This window comes from Metabacillus rhizolycopersici (assembly GCF_020075705.1).
Map to the genome: position 1 here is coordinate 102623 of NZ_JAIQUM010000004.1, position 23703 is coordinate 126325.

Here is a 23703-nt window from a genome sequence, read left to right on the forward strand (position 1 = left end):
ACATCGATTTAGTTTAGCTTGATGGGCATATGGTATTTATTCCTATGTTTATAAGTGTTCTGAATAATAACAAAATTCAGAATTTTAAATTGACATCATTCTTACGATAGACTAATATGTAAATTAGAATAATACTAGCGGATGAATATTGTGGGAGAGACTAAACGCATTGTTTAGCACCGAAGGAGCAAATCCGAAAAATTTGGGATCAATCTCTCAGGTAAAAGGACCACAATAGGACGCATCTCTGGAGAGAGCCATAGGCCACCAAAGGAGTTACACTCTCAGGTAAAAGGACAGAGGAAAATAGGACAACACCTATTTTTCTCTGTCCTTTTTTATTAGAGAAAGATAGGGATAAGCAAAAAGGAGGAGGATAAGCACAAGACTATCTTTGCAGCTGTCGATTCCCTGTCAATTTTCATTTAGATTTGATTAAAGTTGAACCAAAGGAGGATTATGCTGACCCTATTGAGTATTTACTTCATTCAAAATTGTAAGCGCTTTTTTTAATTAACTGATTATATATTAAACTTTTATTGGGATATTAATTTGCAATTATATGATTTGAATTTATTATTAAAATATTTCAAATCTCCAAAAAATTACAAGCATCCTAAAAAATAAGAGAGGGGAAATTGTATGCAGGAAGAAAAATTGGAAAGAGGTCTCAAAAACAGGCACGTACAACTAATCGCTATTGGTGGAGCAATCGGAACGGGATTATTTCTAGGAGCAGGAAAATCTATTCATTTAGCAGGACCATCGATTTTATTTGCTTACTTGATTACAGGCGTCATTTGCTTTTTAATCATGCGTGCACTTGGAGAACTACTCTTATCCAATTTGAACTATCATTCTTTTGTTGACTTTGTAAGAGATTATTTAGGTGATATGGCAGCATTTGTAACCGGCTGGACTTACTGGTTTTGTTGGGTTTCAATCGCAATGGCCGACTTAACAGCAGTTGGTCTCTATACCCAGTATTGGTTTCCATCTGTACCACAGTGGATGCCAGGATTAATTGCGCTTGTCATTTTATTATTTATGAACCTTGCAACCGTAAAACTTTTTGGTGAAATGGAATTCTGGTTCGCATTAATTAAAGTCATCGCGATTCTAGGACTAATTGTTATCGGTATTTTCATGATTATTAAAGGCTTTTCCACTAATTCAGGCGAAGCCAGTTTCACGAATATATGGGGCCACGGGGGCATGTTCCCAAATGGTATAAATGGTTTTATCCTCTCATTCCAGATGGTAGTGTTTGCGTTTGTTGGCATTGAACTTGTAGGACTTACAGCAGGTGAAACAAAAGACCCAGAAAAAGTTATCCCAAAAGCAATCAATAGTATTCCTATTCGGATCATAATTTTCTACATTGGCGCACTTATTGTCATTATGAGTGTTTATCCGTGGAACGCAATCATCCCAACGGAAAGCCCATTCGTCCAAGTCTTCGTAGCAGTTGGTATCGCTGCAGCTGCTGGTATCGTCAATTTTGTTGTCCTAACATCCGCAGCTTCAGCATGTAACAGCGCCATTTTTAGTACAAGCCGGATGGTATACTCACTTGCCAAAGATAAAAATGCACCTGTACCATTTGCAAAACTTAATGCCCGTAAAGTACCTTCTAATGCATTGTTCTTTTCAACTATCGTCATTCTAGTTTCCGTCGTTTTGAACTATGTAATGCCAGAAGGAGTATTTACGCTGATTACAAGTATTTCTACAGTATGTTTCATCTTTATTTGGGGAATTACTGTCATCAGTCATTTGAAATACCGCAAAACAAGACCAGATCTAGCGAAAGTGAACAAATTTAAATTGCCACTTTATCCATTTTCTAATTATTTGATCCTTGCTTTCTTATCGTTTGTTCTTGTTGTGCTTGGACTTGCGGAAGATACCCGTGTTTCTTTGTTCGTAACTCCTGTTTGGTTTATTTTACTGCTTGTGATTTATAAGATGAAACCGAAGGCGAATCATGTAGATCAGGTGAATCAGGAAAAGGTAGCGGGAAATTAAAAGACAACGGACAAAAATCCACGTCCCTTGAGTTATTTACTTCACTTACGGTAAAAATAGTCAACTATCAAAAAACGATAAAACTGATGAAACAAGGAGCCTTGAGTGATATGGATGAACACAATGTGCCATTTGTAAAATAATAATTTCGAAAAATAAAATGTTAACGGTTACAAAAGGGTTGACATTCTCGTTTCTAAAGATTATTCTGAATATAACGAAAATTAAATATTAGCGGATGACGGTTGTGGGAGAGAGCAATAAGATAGACAAGCCACCGAAGGAGCAAGTTCCAAAAAGACCCTTGGAACAAATCTCTCAGGTAGATGGAACCACAACCGGACGCACCTCTGGAGAGAGCGTATAAAGTAGTACGCCACCAAAGGGGAAGGCTCCATTAAATAATGGAGTTAAACTCTCAGGTAAAAGGACAGAGAAGGGTAGAGAAAGCTACGCTACCCTTTTCTGTCCTTTTTTTGCATGCAAAAAAAGGACAGAAAAGCATATAGCAACGCTACATTATTCTTGAAATAAGGAAGTCTGTAGTGAGCAAACAATTGAAATGTTTTTTGCGACACTGTAACTTTCAGAATTAGTTAGTTTTGTAGCCGAAGTAAATCTATTAAAGCCAAGGAGGAGTAGAAATGAGTTTGCGAGATAATGATTCTACAATTTTTGAAGCCATTAAGAATGAGGAAAATCGTCAACTTCAAACACTTGAGTTGATTGCTTCTGAAAACTTTGTAAGTCCTGATGTATTAGAAGCAATGGGAAGTGTGATGACTAATAAATATGCAGAAGGTTATCCAGGGAAACGTTACTATGGTGGATGTGAGTTTGTCGACGTGGCAGAGAAAGCAGCTATTGATCGATTAACTGAGCTGTTTGGAGCCAAATATGCAAATGTTCAACCACATTCAGGTGCACAAGCAAATCTAGCGGTTTTTTACACATTACTACAACCTGGTGATAAAGTGATGGGGATGAATCTATCACATGGTGGACACTTAACTCATGGTAGTCCTGTTAGTATTTCAGGAAAATGGTTTGAGATTGTGTCTTATGGGGTGCGAGAAGATACTCAATTAATTGACTACGATGAACTTGAAGCTATTGCAAAAAAGGAAAAACCGAAATTAATCATTGCAGGTGCAAGTGCATATACAAGAACGATTGATTTTGCTCGTTTTAGAGAAATTGCCGATAGTATTGGCGCTAAATTCATGGTTGATATGGCACATATTGCGGGGCTTGTAGCAGCAGGTTTACATCCATCACCAATCCCTTATGCAGATGTAGTGACAAGTACAACGCATAAAACATTAAGAGGACCTCGTGGCGGAATTATTTTAACAAACGATGAGGAGCTTATTAAAGCCATTAATAAATCTGTTTTCCCAGGAATTCAAGGTGGTCCGCTCATGCACATCATTGCAGCTAAAGCGGTTGCATTTCAAGAAGCATTACAACCGAGCTTTAAACAATATGCACAACAAGTTATTGAAAATGCAAAAACACTTGGTGAAGCATTAAAGAAAGAAGGAGCAGCCCTTGTTTCTGACGGAACAGATAATCATATCGTCTTACTGGACGTGCGTCCATGGGATTTAACAGGAAAAGAAGCAGAGAAACTACTTGAAGAGGCAGGAATTACTGTAAACAAAAACACAATTCCATATGACCCTCAAAGTCCGTTTGTAACAAGTGGAATCCGTATGGGAACTGCAGCATTAACAACACGTGGAATGAAAGAACAAGAAATGGTGCAAATTGGTAAAGTTATTGCTGCTGTTTTAAAGAGTAAAGGTGACCCAGACGTTCTTGAACAAGCAAAAGAAACAACTAAAGGAATTTGTGATAAATATCCAATTTTTCAGCAACCAATCACTGTTTGAGAAAGGAGCATGATCATGGAATTTCAAAGTTGTTTTGATATTATCGGTCCAATTATGGTAGGACCTTCAAGTTCTCATACAGCAGGTGTCGTATCAATAGGCAAGTTTGTTTATGAACTATTGGAGGGTTGTCCTGAAGAAGCGGAAATTGTTTTTTATGATTCCTTTGCAGAAACATATCAAGGTCATGGAACAGATAAAGCACTTCTTGGTGGATTGATTGGACTGGATACAGATGATTCCCAAATTAAACATGCAATCGAGCTGACTAGAGAGTATGGACTGTCCTATAAATTTCAGTTTGAAGATAACTGTCCGTATTATGAACACCCCAATACAACGGTTGTGACGGCGAAACGTGGAGATCTCGTAGTAAAGGTAGGCGGTGTATCACTTGGGGGTGGTTTATCTAAAATCTTTATGATTAATGACGAAAGCTTTGATATTCGTTTAAGCACAAGTGATGATTTTTCGACACTTGCAGCACGCTACCGTCCGTATGTGGTGAAAGAAGCGATAGTGGGGGCGGTATAATGGAAATTCGATCAATGAATGAGCTGATTGAAGTTTGCGCGCGCGAACAAAAAAGCATCGGTGAAATCATGCTGATGATGGAAGTCGCGAAGTCGGGGAAAGATAAAGAAACAATCATGAGCATGATGGAAGCACGATTAATTAAAATGAAGGAAGCTGTTGAGAGCGGGACAACAGATGCCTCAGCTGCACCAAGTGGCATCTCTGGTGGCGATGCTGTTAAAATGCACGATTATGTGAATCAAGGCAAAGCTCTATCAGGAAATTATATTAGCGATGCGATGACCTACTCACTGGCTACATCTGAAAGTAATGCACGAATGGGGGTCATTGTGGCTACTCCAACAGCTGGAGCGGCCGGTATTTTACCTGGCGTATTGTTTTCTCTACACAAAAATGATAACGCTTCTTATATAGATTTAGTAATGGGATTATTTACAGCCAGTGCACTTGGGTATGTGATTGCAAACCGTTCCTTTATTTCAGGAGCAGCAGGAGGATGCCAAGCAGAGGTTGGTTCTGCAACGGCCATGGCAGCAGGGACGATTGTTGAATTAAAAGGGGGCACACCAGAACAAGCAGTGAATGCAACAGCGATTGCTATGAAGTCACTCTTAGGCTTAGTTTGTGATCCGGTTGCAGGGCTTGTTGAAGTGCCTTGCATTAAGCGAAATGTGATTGGAACATCTATTGCATTTTCAGCGGCCGATTTATCCCTTGCTGGTATTGAAAGTCGCATTCCGTGTGATGAAGTAATTGAAGCAATGTATAAGGTTGGCAAAGAGATGCCGCGGACACTTCGGGAAACAGCGCTTGGAGGTCTAGCGATGACAGAAACAGGTAAAAGGGTAAAAGAACAGCTATTTTGTAAGCAATCTTAATCGGGGGTGTATCAATGAGTACAGAAGTAGCATTAAAGCGAACACCACTTTTTGAAACATATGAGAAGTTCGGTGCAAAAGTGATTGATTTTGGAGGATGGGCACTACCAGTACATTTTTCAAGTATTTTAGAAGAACATGAGGCTGTCCGAAATGAAGCAGGGCTTTTTGATGTCTCTCATATGGGAGAAGTGATTGTTGAAGGGAAAGACGCAGAAAGCTATATCAACTATCTTGTAACAAATGATGTGTCAAAGCTTCAGATCAATCAAGCACAATATACAGCAATGTGTTACCCAGATGGAGGCACAATCGATGACTTACTAGTTTACAAGTTAGAGAGTGAAAAGTATTTACTCGTGATTAATGCGGCAAATAATGAGAAAGATTACGAGTGGATGCAGCAGCATGTAAAAGGAGACGTGACGCTTGAAAACATCTCAAATGATATTGCGTTGCTCGCTCTTCAAGGTCCAAATGCAGAAGTTATTTTACAAAAATTAACCGAAACAGACTTAAGCGAAATCGGCTTCTTCAAATTTGCTCAACGTGTCAATCTTGGTGGAATTACAGATATTCTTGTATCCCGTACAGGTTACACAGGAGAGGATGGCTTTGAACTTTATTTTGCAGCGGATAAGGCCGTAGCACTTTGGGAGAAGCTTCTCGAAGTAGGAAAGGAAAACGGCTTAAAACCATGCGGACTTGGTGCACGTGATACTCTTCGCTTTGAAGCGAGTCTAGCGCTATATGGCCAAGAGCTTTCAAAAGAGATTAGCCCACTTGAAGCAGGAATCGGTTTTGCAGTAAAAACGAACAAAGAAAGTGATTTTATCGGCAAAGAGGCACTTGTAAAAGAGAAAACAGTCGGATTAAACCGAAAATTAGTTGGGATTGAAGTGACTGGAAGAGGGATTCCTCGTCATGGTTACAAAGTGTTTACATCGTGGGAAGAGGAAATTGGCTTTATTACATCTGGGACACATTCTCCCTCTTTAAAGAAAAGCCTAGGGCTTGCTCTAGTATCCGCAGAACATGCTAAAGAGGGGACGCAACTAAAGGTGGAAGTGCGCAATAAGAAAATTGACGCAGTTGTTGTAAAAACACCGTTCTATAAAAAGGTTAATTCATAGAGTTATCGTCTGATTAAAAAAATATTAAAATACTAAAGCTTAAGTGGAAGGAAGGAATTATAATGACAAACGCAACTGCAAACTTACTATATAGCAAGGAACATGAGTGGGTACTACAATTAGAAGGAAATAAAGTTCGAGTCGGAATTACTGATTATGCACAAAAAGCATTAGGAGATATCGTATTTGTTGAAATTCCGGAAATCGATGATGAAGTAACAGCAGATGAAACGATGGGAACGATCGAATCTGTTAAAGCGGTTTCTGAATTGTTCTCTCCTGTATCTGGAACAGTTGTTAGTGTAAATGAGGTATTAGAAGATGCTCCTGAGACAATTAACGAACATCCATATGATGCAGGTTGGTTAGTAGAAGTAGAAGTTTCCAATCTTGAAGAATTAGAATCTCTTTTAAAAGAAGAAGAGTACCAAGCATTCATTAATGAGGGAGAGGAATAATATGACAGCAACATATAGATACCTTCCAGATACGGAACAAGATCAAAAGGAAATGCTTGACGTTTTAAATGTTTCTTCAATAGATGAGTTGTTTGAAGACATTCCAGCTGAAATTCGTTTAGATGGAGAATTAGATATTCCTGATGCGGAGTCTGAACTACTTCTTATGAAAAGAATGATTCAGCTTTCATCACAAAATAAAAATGCAAATAACTACCCGATTTTTCTAGGTGCGGGCACATATGATCATTACATTCCAAGTGTAGTAGATCATATGATTTCAAGGTCTGAATTTTACACAGCTTATACACCATATCAACCAGAAATCAGCCAAGGTGAGTTACAAGCTATTTTTGAATTTCAAACGATGGTAAGTGAATTGACAGGAATGGATGTTGCCAATTCTTCAATGTACGATGGGTTTACATCACTTGCAGAAGCTGCGTCACTTGCAGTTGCTTCAACAAAACGTTCAAAAGTGCTTGTATCAAAAGCAGTTCATCCTGAATCACGCGCGATTATAAATCCGGTTTCAACAGGTCAAGGATACACTGTTGAAGAAGTAGATCTTGCTACTGATGCTACAGATTTAGTGAAATTGCAGGAACAAATTGGTAAAGATGTTGCTGCGGTAATCGTTCAATACCCGAACTTCTTCGGATCAATTGAAGATTTAGCAGAAATTAAGAAAATTGCAGAAGCAAACGGAGCACTGTTAATTGTAAGTGCAAATCCACTTGCACTAGCGCTGTTACAAGCACCAGGTAAACTTGGAGCAGATATTGTGATCGGTGATATGCAACCATTAGGAATACCAATGTCCTTTGGTGGTCCACATTGCGGATATTTTGCAGTTAGTAAAAAATTCATGCGTAAAATACCAGGACGTATTGTAGGACAAACAACTGATGAACAAGGAAAACGTGGATTTGTATTAACACTACAAGCACGTGAACAACATATTCGTCGTGATAAAGCGACATCTAATATTTGTTCTAATCAGGCATTAAATGCACTTGCTTCTTCTATTTGCATGACAGCCCTTGGAAAGCAAGGAATCCGTCATATGGCACAGCTGAATTTTGAGAAGGCTGATTACATGGCAAAACGTTTACAAGAAAAAGGATTTAATATTAAGAATCAATCACCATTCTTTAATGAATTTGTGGTGGAGCTTCCTCGTCCGGTTAAGGAAATTAATGAAAAAGCTCTTGAAGCTGGAATCATCGGTGGATATGACTTAGGTATTGATTACGGCTTTGACAACCAAATGCTTATTGCCGTAACAGAACAACGATCAAAAGAAGAGATTGACCAATTTGTAAAAGTATTGGAGGACGTTGTAAATGGTTGAGTATAATGATGTAATTTTTGAAATCAGTCGTCCAGGCCGTGTCGGTTCAAGCCTTCCGGAAAGTGATGTTAGCACAGTCAATTTAGAAGATAAACTTCCAAAGCATTTGATCCGTGATGAAGCAGCAGAGCTTCCAGAAGTATCGGAACTTCAACTTGTGCGCCACTATACAGCGCTTTCTAATAAAAACCATGGGATTGATAATGGATTCTATCCACTTGGTTCTTGTACGATGAAATATAATCCGAAAATTAACGAAGATGTGGCACGTTTAGATGGATTTAGTCGTATTCATCCATATCAACCAGAAGAAACAGTACAAGGAGCTCTAGAGCTTTTATATAATTTACAAGAAGAGTTAGCGGTTATCACAGGTATGGATGCTGTAACGCTACAACCTTCTGCAGGGGCTCAAGGAGAATGGACCGGCTTAATGATGGTGAGAGCATATCTTGAGCAAAAGGGAGAAAAGAGAACAAAAGTACTTGTTCCTGACTCTGCGCATGGTACAAACCCTGCAAGTGCATCAGTTGCTGGATTTAAAACAGTTACGATTCCTTCTGATGAAAATGGTTTAGTAGACTTAGAGGAATTAAAGAAACATGTTGACAGTGATACAGCAGCATTAATGCTAACAAACCCTAATACACTAGGATTGTTTGAAAAAGAAATTTTGGAAATTGCTAATGTTATCCATGAAGCAGGCGGATTACTGTACTATGATGGTGCAAATTCAAATGCGATTTTAGGGAAAACAACACCAGGAATCATGGGCTTTGACATCGTGCATTTAAATCTTCATAAGACGTTTACTGGTCCCCATGGCGGTGGCGGTCCAGGCGCTGGTCCAGTAGGTGTGAACAAGAAACTTATTCCATACCTACCAGTGCCTCGCGTTGAAAAAGACGGTGATAAATATGTACTGAACTCTGATCATCCGTTATCAATTGGACGTGTAAAAGGCTATTATGGAAACTTTGGTATTCTTGTTCGTGCGTATACTTATATTCGTACAATGGGTCCAGTTGGTTTACGACAAGTATCAGAGAGTGCAGTGCTTCATGCGAATTACCTTCGTAAATTACTTGAGCCATATTTTGATGCACCGTATTCACAAGTTTGTAAGCATGAATTTGTTTTATCTGGTTCAAGACAGAAAAAACTAGGTGTTAGAACACTTGATATGGCAAAACGCCTGCTTGATTTCGGGTACCATCCACCGACAATCTACTTCCCGCTTAATGTTGAGGAATGTCTGATGATCGAACCGACTGAAACCGAGTCAAAAGAAACGATGGATGCTTTTGCAGATGTCATGATACAAATTGCGAAGGAAGTGGAAGAAAATCCTGGTATCGTATTAGATGCACCACATACAACGATAATTGGTCGATTAGATGAAGTACAAGCAGCTAGACAACCAATCTTACGTTATACAAAAGAAGAAGTAGCAGAAAAAGAAGTCGTAAAATCTTAAGATGAATTTTTAAAATGAACCACCAAGGATGAAGGTAAATGAGAAATAGAAATCTTCTCGCCGCTACATTCTTGGTGGTTTCAAATAAAATAAAAACGATTCAGAACTGAGTGTATTAAATGTAACTCTTTTCAGTTAATTTTATGTTCGGTTTTTATAGGAGTGAATAGATATGACCACCGATTATGTTCGTAAACCAGAGTGGCTTAAAATAAAATTAAATACCAATGAAGAGTACACAGGCTTAAAAAAAATGATGCGTGAAAAAAAGCTTCATACAGTCTGTGAAGAAGCAAAGTGCCCTAATATTCATGAATGTTGGGCTGTACGAAAAACGGCAACCTTTATGATTTTGGGAAGTGTATGTACACGTGCATGCCGATTCTGTGCTGTTAAAACTGGGCTTCCGACAGAGCTCGATTGGGAAGAGCCAGAACGAGTTGCAGAATCAGTGGAGCTAATGGGCTTAAAGCATGTCGTGATTACAATGGTTGCTCGTGACGATTTAAAAGATGGCGGAGCTCAAATTTTTGCGGAAACGGTACGGGCAGTTAGACGCCGCAATCCATTTTGTAGCATTGAAGTTCTTCCTTCTGATATGAATGGGGAATATAACAACTTAAAAACATTAATGGATGCAAAACCTGATATCTTAAATCACAATATTGAAACTGTGAGCCGTTTAACGCCAAGAATTCGTGCACGTGCAACCTATGAACGTTCACTTGAGTTTTTGAGACGCGCAAAACAAATGAATACTAGTATTCCAACGAAATCAAGCATTATGATTGGCCTAGGAGAAACAAAGGCAGAAATCATAGAAACGATGGATGACCTTCGTGCTAACGAAGTTGACATTATGACAATTGGTCAATATTTACAGCCTACAAAACGTCATGTAAAAGTCAAAAAATATTGGAGTCCAGAGGAGTTTAATGAACTAAAGGGAATCGCATTATCCAAAGGGTTTAGTCACTGTGAAGCCGGTCCTCTTGTACGTTCTTCCTATCATGCTGATGAGCAGGTCAAAGCAGCTAAAGAAAATGTGTAATCATTAAAATTAACTTATAAAAGGGCGTGAGAGTTTAAATGATCATTACGCTTACAGATGCAGCATTGAAGAAGCTAAAAGAAAAGATGTTAGTGGAACAACATTCTCCACGGATTGACGCTGATATAGCTGGTGGATGTGGGATTTCTGTCAAGTTTAGTCTTGTTTTCGATGAATCAAGAAGAAACGATACAGTGATTGAGTACGATGAGATTCAGATTAGAATTGATAAATTTACTAAACGTTATTTAGATGAAGAAACGCAAATTGATTATTCAGATGAACAAGGCTTTCTAGTAGGAGAAAGCTTTGAATCGAGTGCATGTTCAATTGAAATTATTTAGTTCAAGGAAGTACTGTTGAAAGTACAGATACAAAGGGGATTGGATCGAAATAAAGGGGTAATAAAATATAGACATGAAATAGATTCTAGAGAATGTTGATACTTGCGTTAATAGTTTACTATTAGACCAAAAAGAGTTAAGAAGATTTTTCAGGATCTTATTTCCTTATATCCAAGTTCTCTCATAGTGATAATATGATTATCATCACTATACTATCAAAATCAACTTTAGAAGGAGAGAATTAAGACATGTCAAAAGATTACGATGTTGTCATCATCGGTGGCGGAACAGGTGGATATGTTGCTGCAATTCGCGCATCTCAATTAGGGTTTAAAACTGCAGTAGTGGAAAAAGGAAAGCTTGGTGGAACATGCTTGCATGCTGGATGTATCCCGAGTAAGGCATTATTAAGAAGTGCTGAAGTCTATTCAAATACAAAAAATGCGGAAGAATTTGGTGTTATTGCTCCTGAAGTTGGCCTTGATTTCTCAAAAGTACAGGCTCGTAAAGAAGCAATTACTGATCGTTTATTTAAAGGTGTACAACATTTAATGAATAAAGGGAAAATCGATGTTTACGAGGGAAAAGGGACTATTTTAGAGTCAAAAAATGTTTTTGTGGAAATGAATAATGAAGAAGAGAATATCACATTAAACTCTCGAAATATCTTAATTGCAACAGGATCTCGTCCAAGAACACTTCCTGGTTTAGAAGCAGATGGAAAGTATGTAATGACTTCAGATGAAGCACTTCAAATGGAGGAGCTACCAAAATCTATAATTATTGTTGGCGGTGGTGTCATTGGAATTGAATGGGCTTCGATGCTAATTGACTTCGGATTACAAGTAACAGTAATTGAATATGCGGATCGTATTTTACCGCCAGAGGATAAAGAGATTTCTAAGGAAGTACAGCGCCTATTGAAGAAAAAAGGTGTGAAACTTGTAACAAGTGCAAAAGTGCTTCCAGAAACAATAGAAAAAGGTGAAGGCGTTTCGATTAAGGCCGAGCATAAAGGAAAAGAAGTGTCATTTACTGCAGATAAACTATTAGTTTCCGTCGGACGTGCACCAAATGTAGAAGGTGTGGGTCTTGAAAATACTTCAATTGAATTGGAACGTGCATTTATTAAAACAAATGAGTTTTATCAAACAAATGAACACAACATTTACGCAATTGGTGATGTGATTGGCGGATTACAGCTTGCACATGTTGCTTCACACGAAGGAATCATCGGAATTGAACATATGGCAGAAAAAAATCCTGCACCACTTGATCCAACTCTTGTTTCAAAATGTGTTTACAGCAGTCCGGAAGTAGCGAGTGTTGGTCTAACAGAGGATGAGGCAAAGGAAAAGGGATATCAAGTAAAAACAGGTAAATTTTCTTTCCGTGCGATTGGAAAGGCACTTGTTTTTGGTGAATCTGATGGTTTTGTTAAGCTTGTTGTTGATGAAGCATCAAATAAGTTGTTAGGTGCTCATATGGTTGGACCACATGTCACTGATATGATTACAGAAGCAGGATTAGCTCGTGTATTAAATGCGACAGCGATGGATATTGCACATACGATCCACCCACACCCAACATTAGCTGAAGCGATTGGTGAAGCAGCACTAGCAGTAGATGGTAATGCGATCCACGCTTAATAATAAAATATTTGAATTAGACGGGATATTAACCTCTCTTTTATAAAAAGATACGGATAGAACTTTAAAAAATGGGGGAAGAACAATGAGTACAAACTTAGAAGGTAACAGAGCAAAATTATTAATTTCTTGTCCAGAAAAGCCTGGAATTATCTCCACTGTAACTAACTTTTTATTAGAACATAAAGCTAATATTGTACATTTTGACCAACATACGACAGATCCGCAAGCAGGAATATTTTTTATGAGAATCGAGTTTGATTTAGAAGACTTTGATTCTTCGTTTGTACAACTTGAAAGTGACTTACATGTGTTGGCCAGGGATTATGATTTGGATTGGCAGTTGAGTAGTAACAAGAAAAAGAAACGAATGGCAATCTTTGTTTCCAAAATGGATCACGCTCTTATGGAGCTTATTTTACGCTGGAAGTCCAAGGAAATTCCAGTGGAAATCCCTATGGTGATCAGTAATCATGCAGATTTAAAAGACGTAGTTGAGAGTTATGGAATCCCTTTTTATCATATTCCAATGTCTAAAGAAACGAAAGAAGATGCCGAAAAGAAAGCATTAGAACTTTTGAAAGGGAAAGTAGACTTTATTGTCCTAGCAAGATATATGCAGATTCTTTCCCCAAATTTTATTTCTAAGTATCCAAATCAAATCATTAACATCCATCACTCTTTCTTACCAGCATTTGTTGGAGCAAATCCTTATGTGAGAGCGTTTAACCGCGGAGTGAAGTTAATTGGGGCAACTGCACACTATGTAACCAATGATCTTGATGAAGGACCAATTATTGAACAAGATGTACAGCGGATTAATCATCGTTATGCAGCAGAGGATTTAAAGATTGCCGGACGTTATGTGGAAAGAAGGGTTCTTGCCGAAGCCGTTTCCTGGCATGTTGAAGATAAAGTACTTGTTCATGGTAATAAAACGATCGTATTTACATAAGTTGATTTCATAAGACGTTTCTCACGTTCAATAAATAAAATGGAAATGAAAAAGGCACCAGATAAGGTGCCTTTTTGCCAATTATATGAAATTAAAGTTGTTATTTCGCTCCGCCACCCAATTGTGATTGAGCAAAAGATACTAAACGTTTTGTGATTTCTCCACCTACAGAACCATTTGCACGAGATGTTGTTTCTCCACCAAGATTTACACCAAACTCTGATGCAATTTCATACTTCATTTGGTCGATCGCTTGAGCAGCACCAGGTACTACTAGTTGGTTTGAGTTATTACCGTTGCTTGCCATGTTGATCCATCTCCTTCTATGAATGATTGTTTGGTGGGTTAGGCCGGATTTGCACCAAGCTTTACCTTCTAGGCTAACCCGTTTTCTTGAAATGTGGATGTTGATTGATAATAATATTCCACGTATTACTGGAACTATTCTAGTTAATTTCAGTAAAATTTATCCATTTGAAAATAATCAGATAGTAGACCTGTTAACAGTAACTCTTGCCTATTCAAACCACCAAGCACCAACTGAGAATTCGAAACGAAATCAATATATTAGCAAATTAAAAAAGTGAATAACACCCATTATTTGTATGAACCATTAATAAAGCGTTAAAAATATTATTAATTGGAGGTGGACAATTATGACAAATGAAAATTGGAAAGAGCCGACTGATCATAATGCAAAGGGAATAGTTGGTAAAGCATACCTTGATATTGACCGAGTATTGAATGTATCTGACTACAAAAAAGAAGCAAGATCAACATCAAAGAATCAAGAGAATGAATAATCGAAAATTTCAATATATTTTTGAGGAAAAGGAAACTGATAAATTAGTTTCCTTTTTTGTGCTTTTTTTCATAGTATCTAAGTGGACCGATGAAACATTTTAGTACTTAATTCTAATGTTTTTACTCTTGGAATAAAATAATTCTAGGAACTACATGGAGGTGGTAAAAATGCCATGATTGATAGTAAATGAAGAATGATGTAGAGTGGATGTTTACATTTTACTTGTTACAGGTTTCATAGAAACAATTTTTAAAAATTGAATTATGTAAGTTGAAGGTGCAATTATAGAACGATAAGCAATCGGAATATTAATTTTTAAAAAAGCAACCTGCTAATCGAGCAAGTCTTGTGGTATTAGAACAAAAACTGAAATGTCCAAACAAAATAAAAAGGAGTGGTTTTTAATGGATATCACATTATGGGTTATTCAAGTAATTCTTGGTTTGGCATTTATCATGTTTGGTTCAATGAAGGCATTTCAATATGAAAAATCAAAAGCAAGTCTACCGTGGGTAAAAGACTCATCCAAGGGGCTGGTTATTTTTATCGGGGTAGCAGAGATACTAGGAGGACTTGGGGTAATCGTTCCGCAAGCAACAGGAATACTTACTTGGCTAACACCACTTGCAGCAGTAGGAATTGCTGTCATTATGATTCTTGCTGGGGGCTTTCATATTAAGAGAAAAGAAAACAAAGCAATTTGGCTGAATTTGATATTCTTATTATTAGCACTATTTATCGCCTATGGTCGTTGGTTTATTGCTTCATAATCGCACTTATTTACTCATCCTATATTTGGAAATAGAATCATCATAGTTAAATCCATTATTCAGTTAGAGATGAATGAAAAGTAGTGCGGTTAATTTTTACTGCACTACTTTTCATTATGTTTTGAATCGAGTTTCATAATTATACGCAATAAATCAGTTTTTTCGTTTGATCTATTTTGAGCTAGTTGTTTCTTTTTGTTTTTCATCTTGTTCAACGTGGATTTTTTGAAAAACACCAGTTTTTATGAAAAGTTGTGCGACATATCCAGTAATTTGCTTGTAATTTGCTTCGATTTTGTCTACTACATAGCTAATTCTTTCAGATAATGTAGCTTTTAGACTTTCTAGTTCTTTAGTCGTTTTTTGGTTAGCTATATCCTGGTGATTCAGTCGCTCTAAAATCGTTTTATGAAAGGATTCTTGTAATTCGAGAGTTTTCAAGATTTCGTCATTTAGATGATATTGATTATCCAACTTTTCACTCATATTGGTATTAAGTTGATCAAATTGTTCGATCTTTTTCGTAAGTTGTTGAATAACTGTATCTTGAATTGTTAACTGATCAACAATTGCCTGATTTACAATACCTTCATTTTCGTATTTTTTTAATAACTCATGGTTAAATGCATCGATTGCCTCAATACGCTGTAACAAAATTTGATATGCTTCGTCTTGTTTCTTTATCGAATCAATTAATGGTGATGTACGTGACTCCTGATGTTCAAGTTGTTTTAAAACATGATGCAACTGATCCTGTTGTTCACTCTTTGTTTTATTAAGCAAGATGTTTACATCGTTTGTGGCATTTTCTAAAGTTGAATTTACCTCACTTTGCTTCTGGATAAACTCCTGCAAATAATTTCTTCGAAAAGAGACCTGATTAGACATTATTTTGATTTCTGAAGGCTGTTTATAAATAAGAGGATTCGCTTTATTTTTAATATAAACCAAATATTTTCACTCCTTCATCCATTAACCTTGATGATGATAGTATTCTATGTGGTAACCCAATGATTTGATTACTTATTTTTCTTATTAAAAAATCATGTACGTTTTTTGCTTAGTTGGGACATACTAAAATGAAAAATCATGAAAGGTGGTTGAAAGATGGGTTTAGAATGGTTTGACCGTGTAAGCGGTGAATTACCGGAACAACTTGAATCAATATGTGAAAAATATGATCAAGTAGGGCATATGTCAATTGATCGCGGTGTTAAGCATCCCAGAATTGAATTTTTTGTTGAAACAGAAGATGATGATCGAGATTATTTTTGTACATTATTTTTCGATCCTCTAAATGAAGAGTTCTATCTTGAAACATTCGATTTTGAATACGAGCAAACCTCTAGAACAATTCTTTCAGATTTCGAAGACATTGTCGATGCTGTTCATGAAAGCATTCATTATTTTATGAATGAAGATTATGATGATAATGTGATTCTCGATGTAGATGATGAAATGGATGATTCAGGTGATATTTTTGAAGAAATAGATGTTGAATGGGAGACTCCAGAAGTTACTGCTTTTACATACGAGGATGAAGTAGAAGTTACCTATCAATTTGGTATTGTACAGGAAACTGGTGATGGCGTACTTAGGCGGATAAATCGGATAAAGGATGTCGAGAATAGGCTAATTAAAGATGAGACAAACTTTATCTTCAGTAAAGAAGAAGCTAGTACAATTATTGCGATGGTTGCAAGTCATATGGATTCGTTAACTGAGTTCGATTTACAATAATTACAATATTCAATCGTAAAAAGTAAATAAATTGAATCCCCCTTTAAGGGGGAGGACGAATTGTTGTTTGATAAATCATGATCAGAACGAATTAATCTTATCGATAAGCCAAATTTCGATTTTTTAAATAGTTTACAAAAATATCTCGAATATACGATTCGGTTACAACTGTTTTACCTACTCGAAATGAGGAAAAACCATCCCCTCCTTGTGCTAGATAATCACTTAGAGCAACACTATAAATTTTATTTGGAATTAATTTATCTCCGTTCTTGTCAGTCAAATATTCAATTTTGTTGCCAAATTGTTCATCATGGTTAACTGTATAGGAAATACCTATAGGTTGTAGAAGATTCTCTTTCTCCTTTTTCCATTGCTGTTCAAGGACGTTCTTTATTTGATTACCTGTTAAATGGATCTTTACCACTTTGTGATCAAAGGGTAAAGAACTGTAAATATCCTCAAATGTAATTTCCCCTTTTTGTAAACTTGACCTAATACCGCCATGGTGAGTAAATGCCATATCCGCATTCATTTCATGCATCATTGACATTGCAACCATTTCGCCAAGAGGTGAATTCCCCTTATTATTCGTTTTTCTAGAAATTGGTTTTGGTATCGTCATGATCACTTCATTCGTTTCATGACTTAGCATTGCTTGATAGTTGTTTAGTAATTTTATCGTTTCCTCATCAGGCTCTATAAAATTATGCAAAGTTAAATGGATGTTTCCTTCCTTTTTAATAATATCCCCTGTTTTGCGATCGATATCGAGGAGAACTTCAGAAATTGCTTTACCAGCTGAGTATCCTTGAATAATCAGCTTATTATCGACAACTGTATTTGCGTATCCATGATTATGGCCAGCGAACATGACATCGACTTCATCATGGATAAATGGCGCCATTTCGACCAAATCAAGCTCTGGATTACTACCAGAAACTTGTGACTTTGCTGAAACATGAGCTAAAACAACAATTGTTTTAACGCCTTTTTCTACTAATTTTTCTGTTGCTTTGTTTATTGCAGTAACTTCATCAATTATGTTAACTTGTTCTCGATTTTTGTAAACGACATAATCATTCGTTTCTGTTGTTACGGCGCCAATAAAGCCAATGTTAATTCCATCTAGTTCCTTTATTGTATAGGGTGGCAATAGCGGAGAATTCGTTTGTTTATTTAGTACATTTGCGGAGATATAGGTAGTGGTTGATCCCTTATAGCCGGTCTTAGGATCACCATTTAAAAGTCTATTCATTTCATTTACACCACGATCAAATTCGTGATTTCCTAATGTGCCAATATCTACATTTAATTGGTTTAAAAACTCGATGGTTGGTTCATCTAAATAAAAAGCAGAAATAGGTGGGCTAGCGCCGACCATGTCACCAGCATGAACAAGGAGAGAATGTTCTTTTTTTAATTTTTTAATATATGCAGCTACATACTCTGCACCACCGACTTTTTGACCAAACAACTCCTGATAAGTATTCAGTTGTCCGTGAAAATCATTCATGCCAAGTAATTGAACCCTTACGACATCATCCTTAGCTGTTAAATTAGTTGTTGAGTAAACAGTAGTAGTTAAAATGAGAAAGCTAATACAGAAAAATAGAAATATCAAAGTTCGCTTAGACAAGTTCTAGATCCCTCCTAATTCATTTTACTTTAAGCTTAGCACGCTAAAATGAACCTAAGCTTAAGTCAGCGTAAAGTTTTAATGAAATTACGATTTTTAAACATAAGCTAAATTGAAAGTGAGGCTTTAAGGCAATCCCGCAAAATATATGGGTGTATTGTGTGTCAAAGAGATTTTTTTGTTTTTTATGTAATCTTTTTGTAAATTTATTTACATGAGAAGTTGAAAGGTTAGTTGAATCTCCTAATTTTGCATGAATTGATCTTTTTCCTCCAGTGGTTCTTCCAGACTTGATGGGAAAAGGTTTGTCAAATAATAAGTTAAAGGGTGACTTTATAATAGAAAGTGGTTTATCATAATTAGAAGAAAGGCTATAGAATTGAACCGTTTTTACTAGGAGGGGCACTGTGGATATTTTGGCAAATCAACCCTATTTTAAGGTGAGGAGGGTTATTGAAGGCAATACTCAATACGAAATAGAAGAAGAGCATGAGATTACATTGTCCTCAGAACGATTATGTACATCAGTTGACACTTTTTTAATGGATGAAATTTTGGATATATCCTTCCGTTTTTTTGCAAAAGAAATGGGCTTTTTCTATTTGCATACAACAAAAGGAATGTATGCTTACACTGTTAAAACAGACCCACAACCTTTTATTGATCAATTTCGGCTGACTAAGTAATGGATTGAGATAGTAGTTCCAAGGGGCTGAAACTTCCATCAGTTGAAATAGAGTAATCCTCACTGATGGAAGTTTCACCTTATGAAAATGGCTTTCTTAATACTAGATCTGCTGTATTCTTTTCACTATAATCAGTCCATATCTTTACAAATGAACCCCTGTTGTTTCAGCATCTGAGGCACATCTTTATAATTGTCGTTATAATGTTTTCCTTTATAAAAATTTGAGATTCTTTTTGTCCATGTTGAATCAGTTTGTCCATTTGATTTTTGAAATAGATGATCCTTATAAACTTGATTATAGGATTTAATGTATTGTTCTTGGTCGCTGTTATATTTTTCTCGATGAACGAATGCTTCTTGGGGCAATCGTGGATTTAAGCCAGGATCGTCAAGCCCATAACCAACACATAAACCAACAATAGGTATAACAAATTGTGGCAAATTTAGCAGTTTGATTACTTCTAAAGGATTTCTACGAATTCCACCAATAGGTACAGTGCCTAACCCTAAAGATTCTGAAGCAGCGATGGCATTACTTAATGCTAAGCCAACATCTGTAGCTCCGACTAGTAATGAATCTACATCATTAACGACTTCAAATGGTATATTCTCAATTTCACTTGCTTTTTTTGCGCGATGAAAATCAGCACAAAAAATGAGAAATGTAGGTGCTTGATTAATATGTTCTTGGTTTCCGCAAAAGGTAGCGAGCTCCTGTTTACGTTCCTGATCTTGAACCACGATTACAGATACTTGCTGGCCATGGATCCATGTAGGGGCAGCTTGTGCTGCGGAAAGAATCGCCTTAAGTTGTTCGTTGTCTAGCTGTTTTTCTTCATATTTTCGAAAAGAACGATGATTTGTTAATGTATTAATCGTTTCATTCATCTCTAAATTCCTCCTGTATCATTAATTTCAGCAACTTAACTTTATCGTGGTGTGGGTATTTTTTCAAAGTATATGATCTAAATGATAATCTAAAATGGAAAAGAGGAGGGGGACGAATGTTAGTAAAGTCCATGTTAAGAAACGTTCAACAATTATATAAAAAAAGAGGTTTGTTTAAGAAAGCTAACTTAAACAAACCTAGTATTTTAGTAGTTGCACATCGCGGTGCTTCTGGATATGCACCTGAAAATACGATGGTGGCGTTTAAAAAAGCGTTAGAATTAAAAGCGGATTTTATAGAGTTAGATGTTCAAATGACAAATGATAATGTGCTTGTCGTTATTCATGACTCGAATGTTGCACGTACAACTAATGGTACAGGTGAAGTTCGAGAGTTTTCATATAAAGAATTAAAAATGCTTGACACAGGTTTATGGTTTAATAGAAAATTCTCAGGACAAAGAATTCCGACACTTCAAGAAGTGATCACAGAATTCCGTGGGAAAATGGGATTGTTAATTGAGATAAAAAATCCGGATTTATACCCTACAATTGCAGAGAGTCTTGCAAGCGAATTAAAAAAGAATAATCTTGATTGTCCCAGGAATGATGAAGTCATTGTCCAGTCATTTGATTTTGAATTATTACAAAGATTCCATCAAATCGTTCCCAATGTACCTTTAGGTCTTCTTGTTAAGTATCGTGTACATGGGATTTCAAATGTACAACTTAGAGAATGGTCTTCGCTGGTACGATATATCAATCCTAATAAAGCATTAATAACGAAAGGGTTGGTAAAAAGAATCCATTCATACAAGCTTAAAGTCATTCCTTATACAGTAAGGGACAAAAAGTCAATAAAAGGGTTGATAGATGCAAAAGTAGACGGTGTTGTAACGGATTATCCTGATTACTTAAAAGAATAATAAAATAAAGAGGCTGATACAATGTCAAGCCTCTTTTTATACATCAGAATGTATATCCTTTTTAGGAAATAGAAAATAAAAACTATAAATTTTCGTTTTGTTGTCCAATTTCCTTTTCAGCGATTAAGGAATTAGCGGCTTCTATGTTTCTATGTTCGTTTACAGAATCTCCATCAATATTTTTTTGAATAGGAAATGTTCGATCTGTTTGCAATGTTATTTGTTCCCTATTTGGTACATGAGTTAAATTGTTTTCCTCTGCCATTCCAACATAGCCCCCAGTGCATTCTATATTTTATAAATCGACATAATGATAGCTTTTACAACATCAAGGTTTCTCATTCTTGAATCTTCGGAATCAATACTAATAGCCTTAGACCCAAAAGGGGTTGCAATGCTTTTTTCATACATGACACATCCCTATTGACTCGATAAAAATACTTTAAAGAAATTTTGGTTATTAGTATAATATAGATAAAACATTGTTATCATTAATATTTTTAATAGTAAAGGTGAGTAGAGATGTATTATGATGCATTAAGAACGTTTATAGCGGTAGTAGAAGAAAAAAACTTTACAAAGGCAGCAGAGAAATTGTTGATTTCGCAGCCAAGTGTAAGTGTACATATTAAGAATCTAGAGGTGGAATTTCAGTCTCAACTTTTTATTCGATCACCAAAAACATTAAAAATTACGCATGCTGGTGAAATCTTATATGAACGTGCGAAGCAAATGGTCCAAATATACGATAAAACAAAAAATGAAATTTATGAGCAACAACACACCATTAAAGGCATGCTGAAAATAGCGGCAAGCTTTACAATTGGAGAATATGTCTTACCACCGATTTTGGCTTCGATTATGAAAGAATATCCGAAACTCGATTTTGATGTCACAATTGGAAATACAGATGAGGTAGTAAAGCTAGTGCAATTTTTTCAGGCTGATATTGGCTTGATTGAAGGAAATACAGATGAAAAGGATGTTATCGTTCAACCATTTATGGAAGATGACCTAACAATTATTGCTCCACCCGACCATCCTTTAAAACATGCAAACTCAATAAAAATGGGGGATCTTCAGGACGAGATTTGGGTTAGTAGAGAGAAAGGTTCTGGTACACGGGAATATGTTGAACATATCATTCGGACGAATGGGTTAAAAATGAATCGTTTAATTACGATTAGTAGTAATCAAGGTGTAAAGGAAACTGTCATGAATGGCTTGGGGATATCGATTCTTTCAACCTGTGTCGTGAAGAGAGAGCTTGAACAAGGAACATTGCTCGAAATTAAACCAGATGAAGAGCTGTTTAAAAGAAAGTTTTCCTACCTATATGCCCCAATTGTAGGTGAGAAAAAGATGATTTCTTTGTTTTTAGATGCTCTAGGAAATAGATAACTTAGAATGGAAGTAAGGCTAACTTATATTAGCAGCCAGCCTTACTTTAAAAATCATTGGTACTGCTCAAGCATGGAGAAAAACTCTTTAATGAATTGGTAAAAAACCTTTTCAGAAGGGGCGAGTTCTCTTTTTTTAGAAACAATGATACCGACAGTTCTTCTAACTAATGGAAGTTCTATCGGTATTTTTACTGTGAACCGAGGAATTACCTCGTGAAATGTGCTATCAGGTAATAATGTTACACCAATCCCCGCTGAAACTAAACCTTTGATCGCATCCAAATCTTCGCCTTCTGATGAGATATTAGGAACAAAACCAGCTTGTTTACATGCATCCACTGCAATTTCTTGCAGGATATAGCCTTTTGGGAATAGAACAAATTCATCATTCCTTAGTTCATTAAGAAGGATACTTTTTTGAGTAGCGAGGGGGTGCGATATTGGTAGTAAGGCAAAAATACTTTCTGAGAATAAAATCGTTCCTTCGACTTCTGGGATATTAAGTGGGACGGGTCCTAAAAATGCTAAATCAATATCGCGATTAATGACAGAATCAATTAAAAATTTGTATGAGCCTTGTCTTAAATGAAAAGAAACATTCGGATATTTTTCTTTAAATGCTGAAATGACAGTTGGTAATAAATGACTCGCAAGGCTAGTTGGAAAACCGATCTTAATGGAGCCTTTTTCAGGATCAAGATATTCATCTATTTGTCTTTTGGCATAATCGATTGCTTTTATAGCAGTTCTTGTATGAGTGAGAAATATCTTTCCAATCGGTGTTAGCTTTACATTCCGCCCTTCTCTTTCAAATAAAGGAACACCTAACTCTGCCTCCAAATTAGCGATTTGTCTACTTATTGCAGACTGGGCTACATGTAAATGTTGAGCGGCCTCTGAAACATGTTCTCGCTCTGCAACTTCCACAAAATAGTGTAATTGACGTAATTCCATCGTATTCCTCCGTTCATATATATCAAAAACAGATTGATTCCATCTAAATTATATATTGTTCATATTAATTTGTGAATATATAATATAATTATCTTGGAAATAAACGGTTGTAAGATAATCTGACAGGGGGA

24 protein-coding genes and 3 riboswitches are annotated in these 23703 nt (G+C 36.4%); of the genes, 18 read left to right on the forward strand and 6 right to left on the reverse strand.

Translation table 11 applies throughout. From position 1 onward, the window contains the following. Nucleotides 1–141: 141 nt before the first annotated feature. Nucleotides 142–242: riboswitch (glycine riboswitch) on the forward strand. A 3-nt stretch (nt 243–245) separates the two neighbouring features. Beyond that, a riboswitch (glycine riboswitch) is annotated at nt 246–302 on the forward strand. Between the two features lie 340 nt (nt 303–642). The 12 genes from K9V48_RS03195 to purU all read left to right on the forward strand — a co-directional run bounded on the left by K9V48_RS03195 (nt 643) and on the right by purU (nt 13759). After that, nucleotides 643–2028 (forward strand): amino acid permease, encoded by a 1386-nt coding sequence (locus tag K9V48_RS03195; RefSeq protein ID WP_224136854.1) that lies wholly within the window; start codon nt 643–645, stop codon nt 2026–2028. A 238-nt stretch (nt 2029–2266) separates the two neighbouring features. Then, a riboswitch (glycine riboswitch) is annotated at nt 2267–2373 on the forward strand. 299 nt (nt 2374–2672) lie between these two features. Then, the gene (glyA, locus tag K9V48_RS03200) at nt 2673–3923 is read left to right on the forward strand and encodes a serine hydroxymethyltransferase (protein WP_224136856.1); all 1251 of its coding nucleotides are present in this window, start codon (nt 2673–2675) and stop codon (nt 3921–3923) included. A 15-nt stretch (nt 3924–3938) separates the two neighbouring features. Then, the gene (locus K9V48_RS03205; RefSeq protein WP_224136858.1) at nt 3939–4457 is read left to right on the forward strand and encodes a serine dehydratase beta chain; all 519 of its coding nucleotides are present in this window, start codon (nt 3939–3941) and stop codon (nt 4455–4457) included. Continuing rightward, nucleotides 4457–5338: an L-serine ammonia-lyase, iron-sulfur-dependent, subunit alpha gene (gene sdaAA / locus K9V48_RS03210; protein WP_224136861.1), complete on the forward strand. Its 882-nt coding sequence runs from the start codon at nt 4457–4459 to the stop codon at nt 5336–5338. The genes K9V48_RS03205 and sdaAA overlap by 1 nt, the downstream gene beginning before the upstream one ends. 14 nt (nt 5339–5352) lie before the next feature. Next, nucleotides 5353–6471: a glycine cleavage system aminomethyltransferase GcvT gene (gene gcvT, locus K9V48_RS03215; RefSeq protein ID WP_224136863.1), complete on the forward strand. Its 1119-nt coding sequence runs from the start codon at nt 5353–5355 to the stop codon at nt 6469–6471. Between the two features lie 62 nt (nt 6472–6533). Further along, the gene (gene gcvH / locus K9V48_RS03220; protein ID WP_224136865.1) at nt 6534–6929 is read left to right on the forward strand and encodes a glycine cleavage system protein GcvH; all 396 of its coding nucleotides are present in this window, start codon (nt 6534–6536) and stop codon (nt 6927–6929) included. A gap of 1 nt (nt 6930) precedes the next feature. After that, on the forward strand, nt 6931–8283 hold the full coding sequence (gene gcvPA / locus K9V48_RS03225) for an aminomethyl-transferring glycine dehydrogenase subunit GcvPA (RefSeq protein ID WP_224136867.1): 1353 nt from the start codon (nt 6931–6933) through the stop codon (nt 8281–8283). After that, on the forward strand, nt 8276–9760 hold the full coding sequence (gene gcvPB / locus K9V48_RS03230) for an aminomethyl-transferring glycine dehydrogenase subunit GcvPB (RefSeq protein ID WP_224136868.1): 1485 nt from the start codon (nt 8276–8278) through the stop codon (nt 9758–9760). Before gcvPA ends, gcvPB begins: the two co-directional genes overlap by 8 nt. Before the next feature lie 172 nt (nt 9761–9932). After that, nucleotides 9933–10811 (forward strand): lipoyl synthase, encoded by an 879-nt coding sequence (gene lipA, locus K9V48_RS03235; protein ID WP_224136870.1) that lies wholly within the window; start codon nt 9933–9935, stop codon nt 10809–10811. Nucleotides 10812–10849: 38 nt separating this feature from the next. Beyond that, a complete protein-coding gene (locus K9V48_RS03240) occupies nt 10850–11155 on the forward strand; it encodes an iron-sulfur cluster biosynthesis family protein (protein WP_224136878.1) in 306 nt (101 codons plus the stop codon). 248 nt (nt 11156–11403) lie between these two features. Beyond that, complete coding sequence (gene lpdA, locus K9V48_RS03245; RefSeq protein WP_224136880.1) at nt 11404–12804, forward strand: dihydrolipoyl dehydrogenase; 1401 nt, start codon at nt 11404–11406, stop codon at nt 12802–12804. 85 nt (nt 12805–12889) lie between these two features. Continuing rightward, nucleotides 12890–13759 carry a formyltetrahydrofolate deformylase gene (gene purU, locus K9V48_RS03250; protein ID WP_224136882.1) on the forward strand — a complete coding sequence of 290 codons (870 nt, stop codon included), beginning with the start codon at nt 12890–12892 and terminating at the stop codon, nt 13757–13759. 100 nt (nt 13760–13859) lie between these two features. On the opposite strand, the gene K9V48_RS03255 is transcribed toward purU, so the two are convergent. Next, complete coding sequence (locus K9V48_RS03255; RefSeq protein WP_224136884.1) at nt 13860–14066, reverse strand: alpha/beta-type small acid-soluble spore protein; 207 nt, start codon at nt 14064–14066, stop codon at nt 13860–13862. A 349-nt stretch (nt 14067–14415) separates the two neighbouring features. Here K9V48_RS03255 and K9V48_RS03260 point away from each other — a divergent pair, with 349 nt between their 5' ends. Together K9V48_RS03260 and K9V48_RS03265 are read left to right on the forward strand one after the other, a co-directional pair. Then, nucleotides 14416–14562 carry a hypothetical protein gene (locus tag K9V48_RS03260; RefSeq protein ID WP_224136886.1) on the forward strand — a complete coding sequence of 49 codons (147 nt, stop codon included), beginning with the start codon at nt 14416–14418 and terminating at the stop codon, nt 14560–14562. Nucleotides 14563–14968: 406 nt separating this feature from the next. After that, nucleotides 14969–15334 carry a DoxX family protein gene (locus K9V48_RS03265; protein ID WP_224136888.1) on the forward strand — a complete coding sequence of 122 codons (366 nt, stop codon included), beginning with the start codon at nt 14969–14971 and terminating at the stop codon, nt 15332–15334. A 171-nt stretch (nt 15335–15505) separates the two neighbouring features. Here K9V48_RS03265 and K9V48_RS03270 read toward each other — a convergent pair whose 3' ends face one another. Then, the gene (locus tag K9V48_RS03270; protein ID WP_224136890.1) at nt 15506–16285 is read right to left on the reverse strand and encodes a hypothetical protein; all 780 of its coding nucleotides are present in this window, start codon (nt 16283–16285) and stop codon (nt 15506–15508) included. Nucleotides 16286–16441: 156 nt separating this feature from the next. Between K9V48_RS03270 and K9V48_RS03275 the strand changes: the two genes are divergently transcribed. Then, complete coding sequence (locus K9V48_RS03275; RefSeq protein WP_224136892.1) at nt 16442–17074, forward strand: hypothetical protein; 633 nt, start codon at nt 16442–16444, stop codon at nt 17072–17074. Nucleotides 17075–17171: 97 nt separating this feature from the next. Here K9V48_RS03275 and K9V48_RS03280 read toward each other — a convergent pair whose 3' ends face one another. Beyond that, on the reverse strand, nt 17172–18713 hold the full coding sequence (locus K9V48_RS03280) for a bifunctional metallophosphatase/5'-nucleotidase (protein WP_224136894.1): 1542 nt from the start codon (nt 18711–18713) through the stop codon (nt 17172–17174). Between the two features lie 407 nt (nt 18714–19120). On the opposite strand from K9V48_RS03280, the gene K9V48_RS03285 reads away from it, so the two are divergent. Further along, nucleotides 19121–19399 carry a hypothetical protein gene (locus tag K9V48_RS03285; protein WP_224136896.1) on the forward strand — a complete coding sequence of 93 codons (279 nt, stop codon included), beginning with the start codon at nt 19121–19123 and terminating at the stop codon, nt 19397–19399. 131 nt (nt 19400–19530) lie between these two features. Here the strand turns inward: K9V48_RS03285 and K9V48_RS03290 are convergent, their stop codons facing one another. Next, the gene (locus K9V48_RS03290; RefSeq protein ID WP_224136898.1) at nt 19531–20289 is read right to left on the reverse strand and encodes an NADPH-dependent oxidoreductase; all 759 of its coding nucleotides are present in this window, start codon (nt 20287–20289) and stop codon (nt 19531–19533) included. A 116-nt stretch (nt 20290–20405) separates the two neighbouring features. Here K9V48_RS03290 and K9V48_RS03295 point away from each other — a divergent pair, with 116 nt between their 5' ends. Continuing rightward, nucleotides 20406–21215, forward strand: a complete 810-nt coding sequence (locus K9V48_RS03295) for a glycerophosphodiester phosphodiesterase (protein WP_224136900.1) — start codon at nt 20406–20408, stop codon at nt 21213–21215. Nucleotides 21216–21297: 82 nt separating this feature from the next. Here K9V48_RS03295 and K9V48_RS03300 read toward each other — a convergent pair whose 3' ends face one another. Beyond that, nucleotides 21298–21480, reverse strand: a complete 183-nt coding sequence (locus K9V48_RS03300; protein ID WP_224136902.1) for a hypothetical protein — start codon at nt 21478–21480, stop codon at nt 21298–21300. A gap of 257 nt (nt 21481–21737) precedes the next feature. Between K9V48_RS03300 and K9V48_RS03305 the strand changes: the two genes are divergently transcribed. Further along, nucleotides 21738–22616, forward strand: coding sequence for a LysR family transcriptional regulator (locus K9V48_RS03305; RefSeq protein ID WP_224136904.1), 879 nt, complete (start codon nt 21738–21740; stop codon nt 22614–22616). Between the two features lie 53 nt (nt 22617–22669). Here K9V48_RS03305 and gltC read toward each other — a convergent pair whose 3' ends face one another. After that, nucleotides 22670–23572, reverse strand: coding sequence for a glutamate biosynthesis transcriptional regulator GltC (gene gltC / locus K9V48_RS03310; RefSeq protein ID WP_224136906.1), 903 nt, complete (start codon nt 23570–23572; stop codon nt 22670–22672). Between the last annotated feature and the right edge of the window lie 131 nt (nt 23573–23703).

What these genes read in the sequence shown, in the direction of transcription:
- K9V48_RS03195 (WP_224136854.1), top strand. Translation starts at nt 643, where the DNA reads ATGCAGGAAGAAAAATTGGAAAGAGGTCTCAAAAACAGGCACGTACAA.
- glyA (WP_224136856.1), top strand. Translation starts at nt 2,673, where the DNA reads ATGAGTTTGCGAGATAATGATTCTACAATTTTTGAAGCCATTAAGAAT.
- K9V48_RS03205 (WP_224136858.1), top strand. Translation starts at nt 3,939, where the DNA reads ATGGAATTTCAAAGTTGTTTTGATATTATCGGTCCAATTATGGTAGGA.
- sdaAA (WP_224136861.1), top strand. Translation starts at nt 4,457, where the DNA reads ATGGAAATTCGATCAATGAATGAGCTGATTGAAGTTTGCGCGCGCGAA.
- gcvT (WP_224136863.1), top strand. Translation starts at nt 5,353, where the DNA reads ATGAGTACAGAAGTAGCATTAAAGCGAACACCACTTTTTGAAACATAT.
- gcvH (WP_224136865.1), top strand. Translation starts at nt 6,534, where the DNA reads ATGACAAACGCAACTGCAAACTTACTATATAGCAAGGAACATGAGTGG.
- gcvPA (WP_224136867.1), top strand. Translation starts at nt 6,931, where the DNA reads ATGACAGCAACATATAGATACCTTCCAGATACGGAACAAGATCAAAAG.
- gcvPB (WP_224136868.1), top strand. Translation starts at nt 8,276, where the DNA reads ATGGTTGAGTATAATGATGTAATTTTTGAAATCAGTCGTCCAGGCCGT.
- lipA (WP_224136870.1), top strand. Translation starts at nt 9,933, where the DNA reads ATGACCACCGATTATGTTCGTAAACCAGAGTGGCTTAAAATAAAATTA.
- K9V48_RS03240 (WP_224136878.1), top strand. Translation starts at nt 10,850, where the DNA reads ATGATCATTACGCTTACAGATGCAGCATTGAAGAAGCTAAAAGAAAAG.
- lpdA (WP_224136880.1), top strand. Translation starts at nt 11,404, where the DNA reads ATGTCAAAAGATTACGATGTTGTCATCATCGGTGGCGGAACAGGTGGA.
- purU (WP_224136882.1), top strand. Translation starts at nt 12,890, where the DNA reads ATGAGTACAAACTTAGAAGGTAACAGAGCAAAATTATTAATTTCTTGT.
- K9V48_RS03255 (WP_224136884.1), bottom strand. Translation starts at nt 14,066, where the DNA reads ATGGCAAGCAACGGTAATAACTCAAACCAACTAGTAGTACCTGGTGCT.
- K9V48_RS03260 (WP_224136886.1), top strand. Translation starts at nt 14,416, where the DNA reads ATGACAAATGAAAATTGGAAAGAGCCGACTGATCATAATGCAAAGGGA.
- K9V48_RS03265 (WP_224136888.1), top strand. Translation starts at nt 14,969, where the DNA reads ATGGATATCACATTATGGGTTATTCAAGTAATTCTTGGTTTGGCATTT.
- K9V48_RS03275 (WP_224136892.1), top strand. Translation starts at nt 16,442, where the DNA reads ATGGGTTTAGAATGGTTTGACCGTGTAAGCGGTGAATTACCGGAACAA.
- K9V48_RS03290 (WP_224136898.1), bottom strand. Translation starts at nt 20,289, where the DNA reads ATGAATGAAACGATTAATACATTAACAAATCATCGTTCTTTTCGAAAA.
- K9V48_RS03295 (WP_224136900.1), top strand. Translation starts at nt 20,406, where the DNA reads ATGTTAGTAAAGTCCATGTTAAGAAACGTTCAACAATTATATAAAAAA.
- K9V48_RS03300 (WP_224136902.1), bottom strand. Translation starts at nt 21,480, where the DNA reads ATGGCAGAGGAAAACAATTTAACTCATGTACCAAATAGGGAACAAATA.
- K9V48_RS03305 (WP_224136904.1), top strand. Translation starts at nt 21,738, where the DNA reads ATGTATTATGATGCATTAAGAACGTTTATAGCGGTAGTAGAAGAAAAA.
- gltC (WP_224136906.1), bottom strand. Translation starts at nt 23,572, where the DNA reads ATGGAATTACGTCAATTACACTATTTTGTGGAAGTTGCAGAGCGAGAA.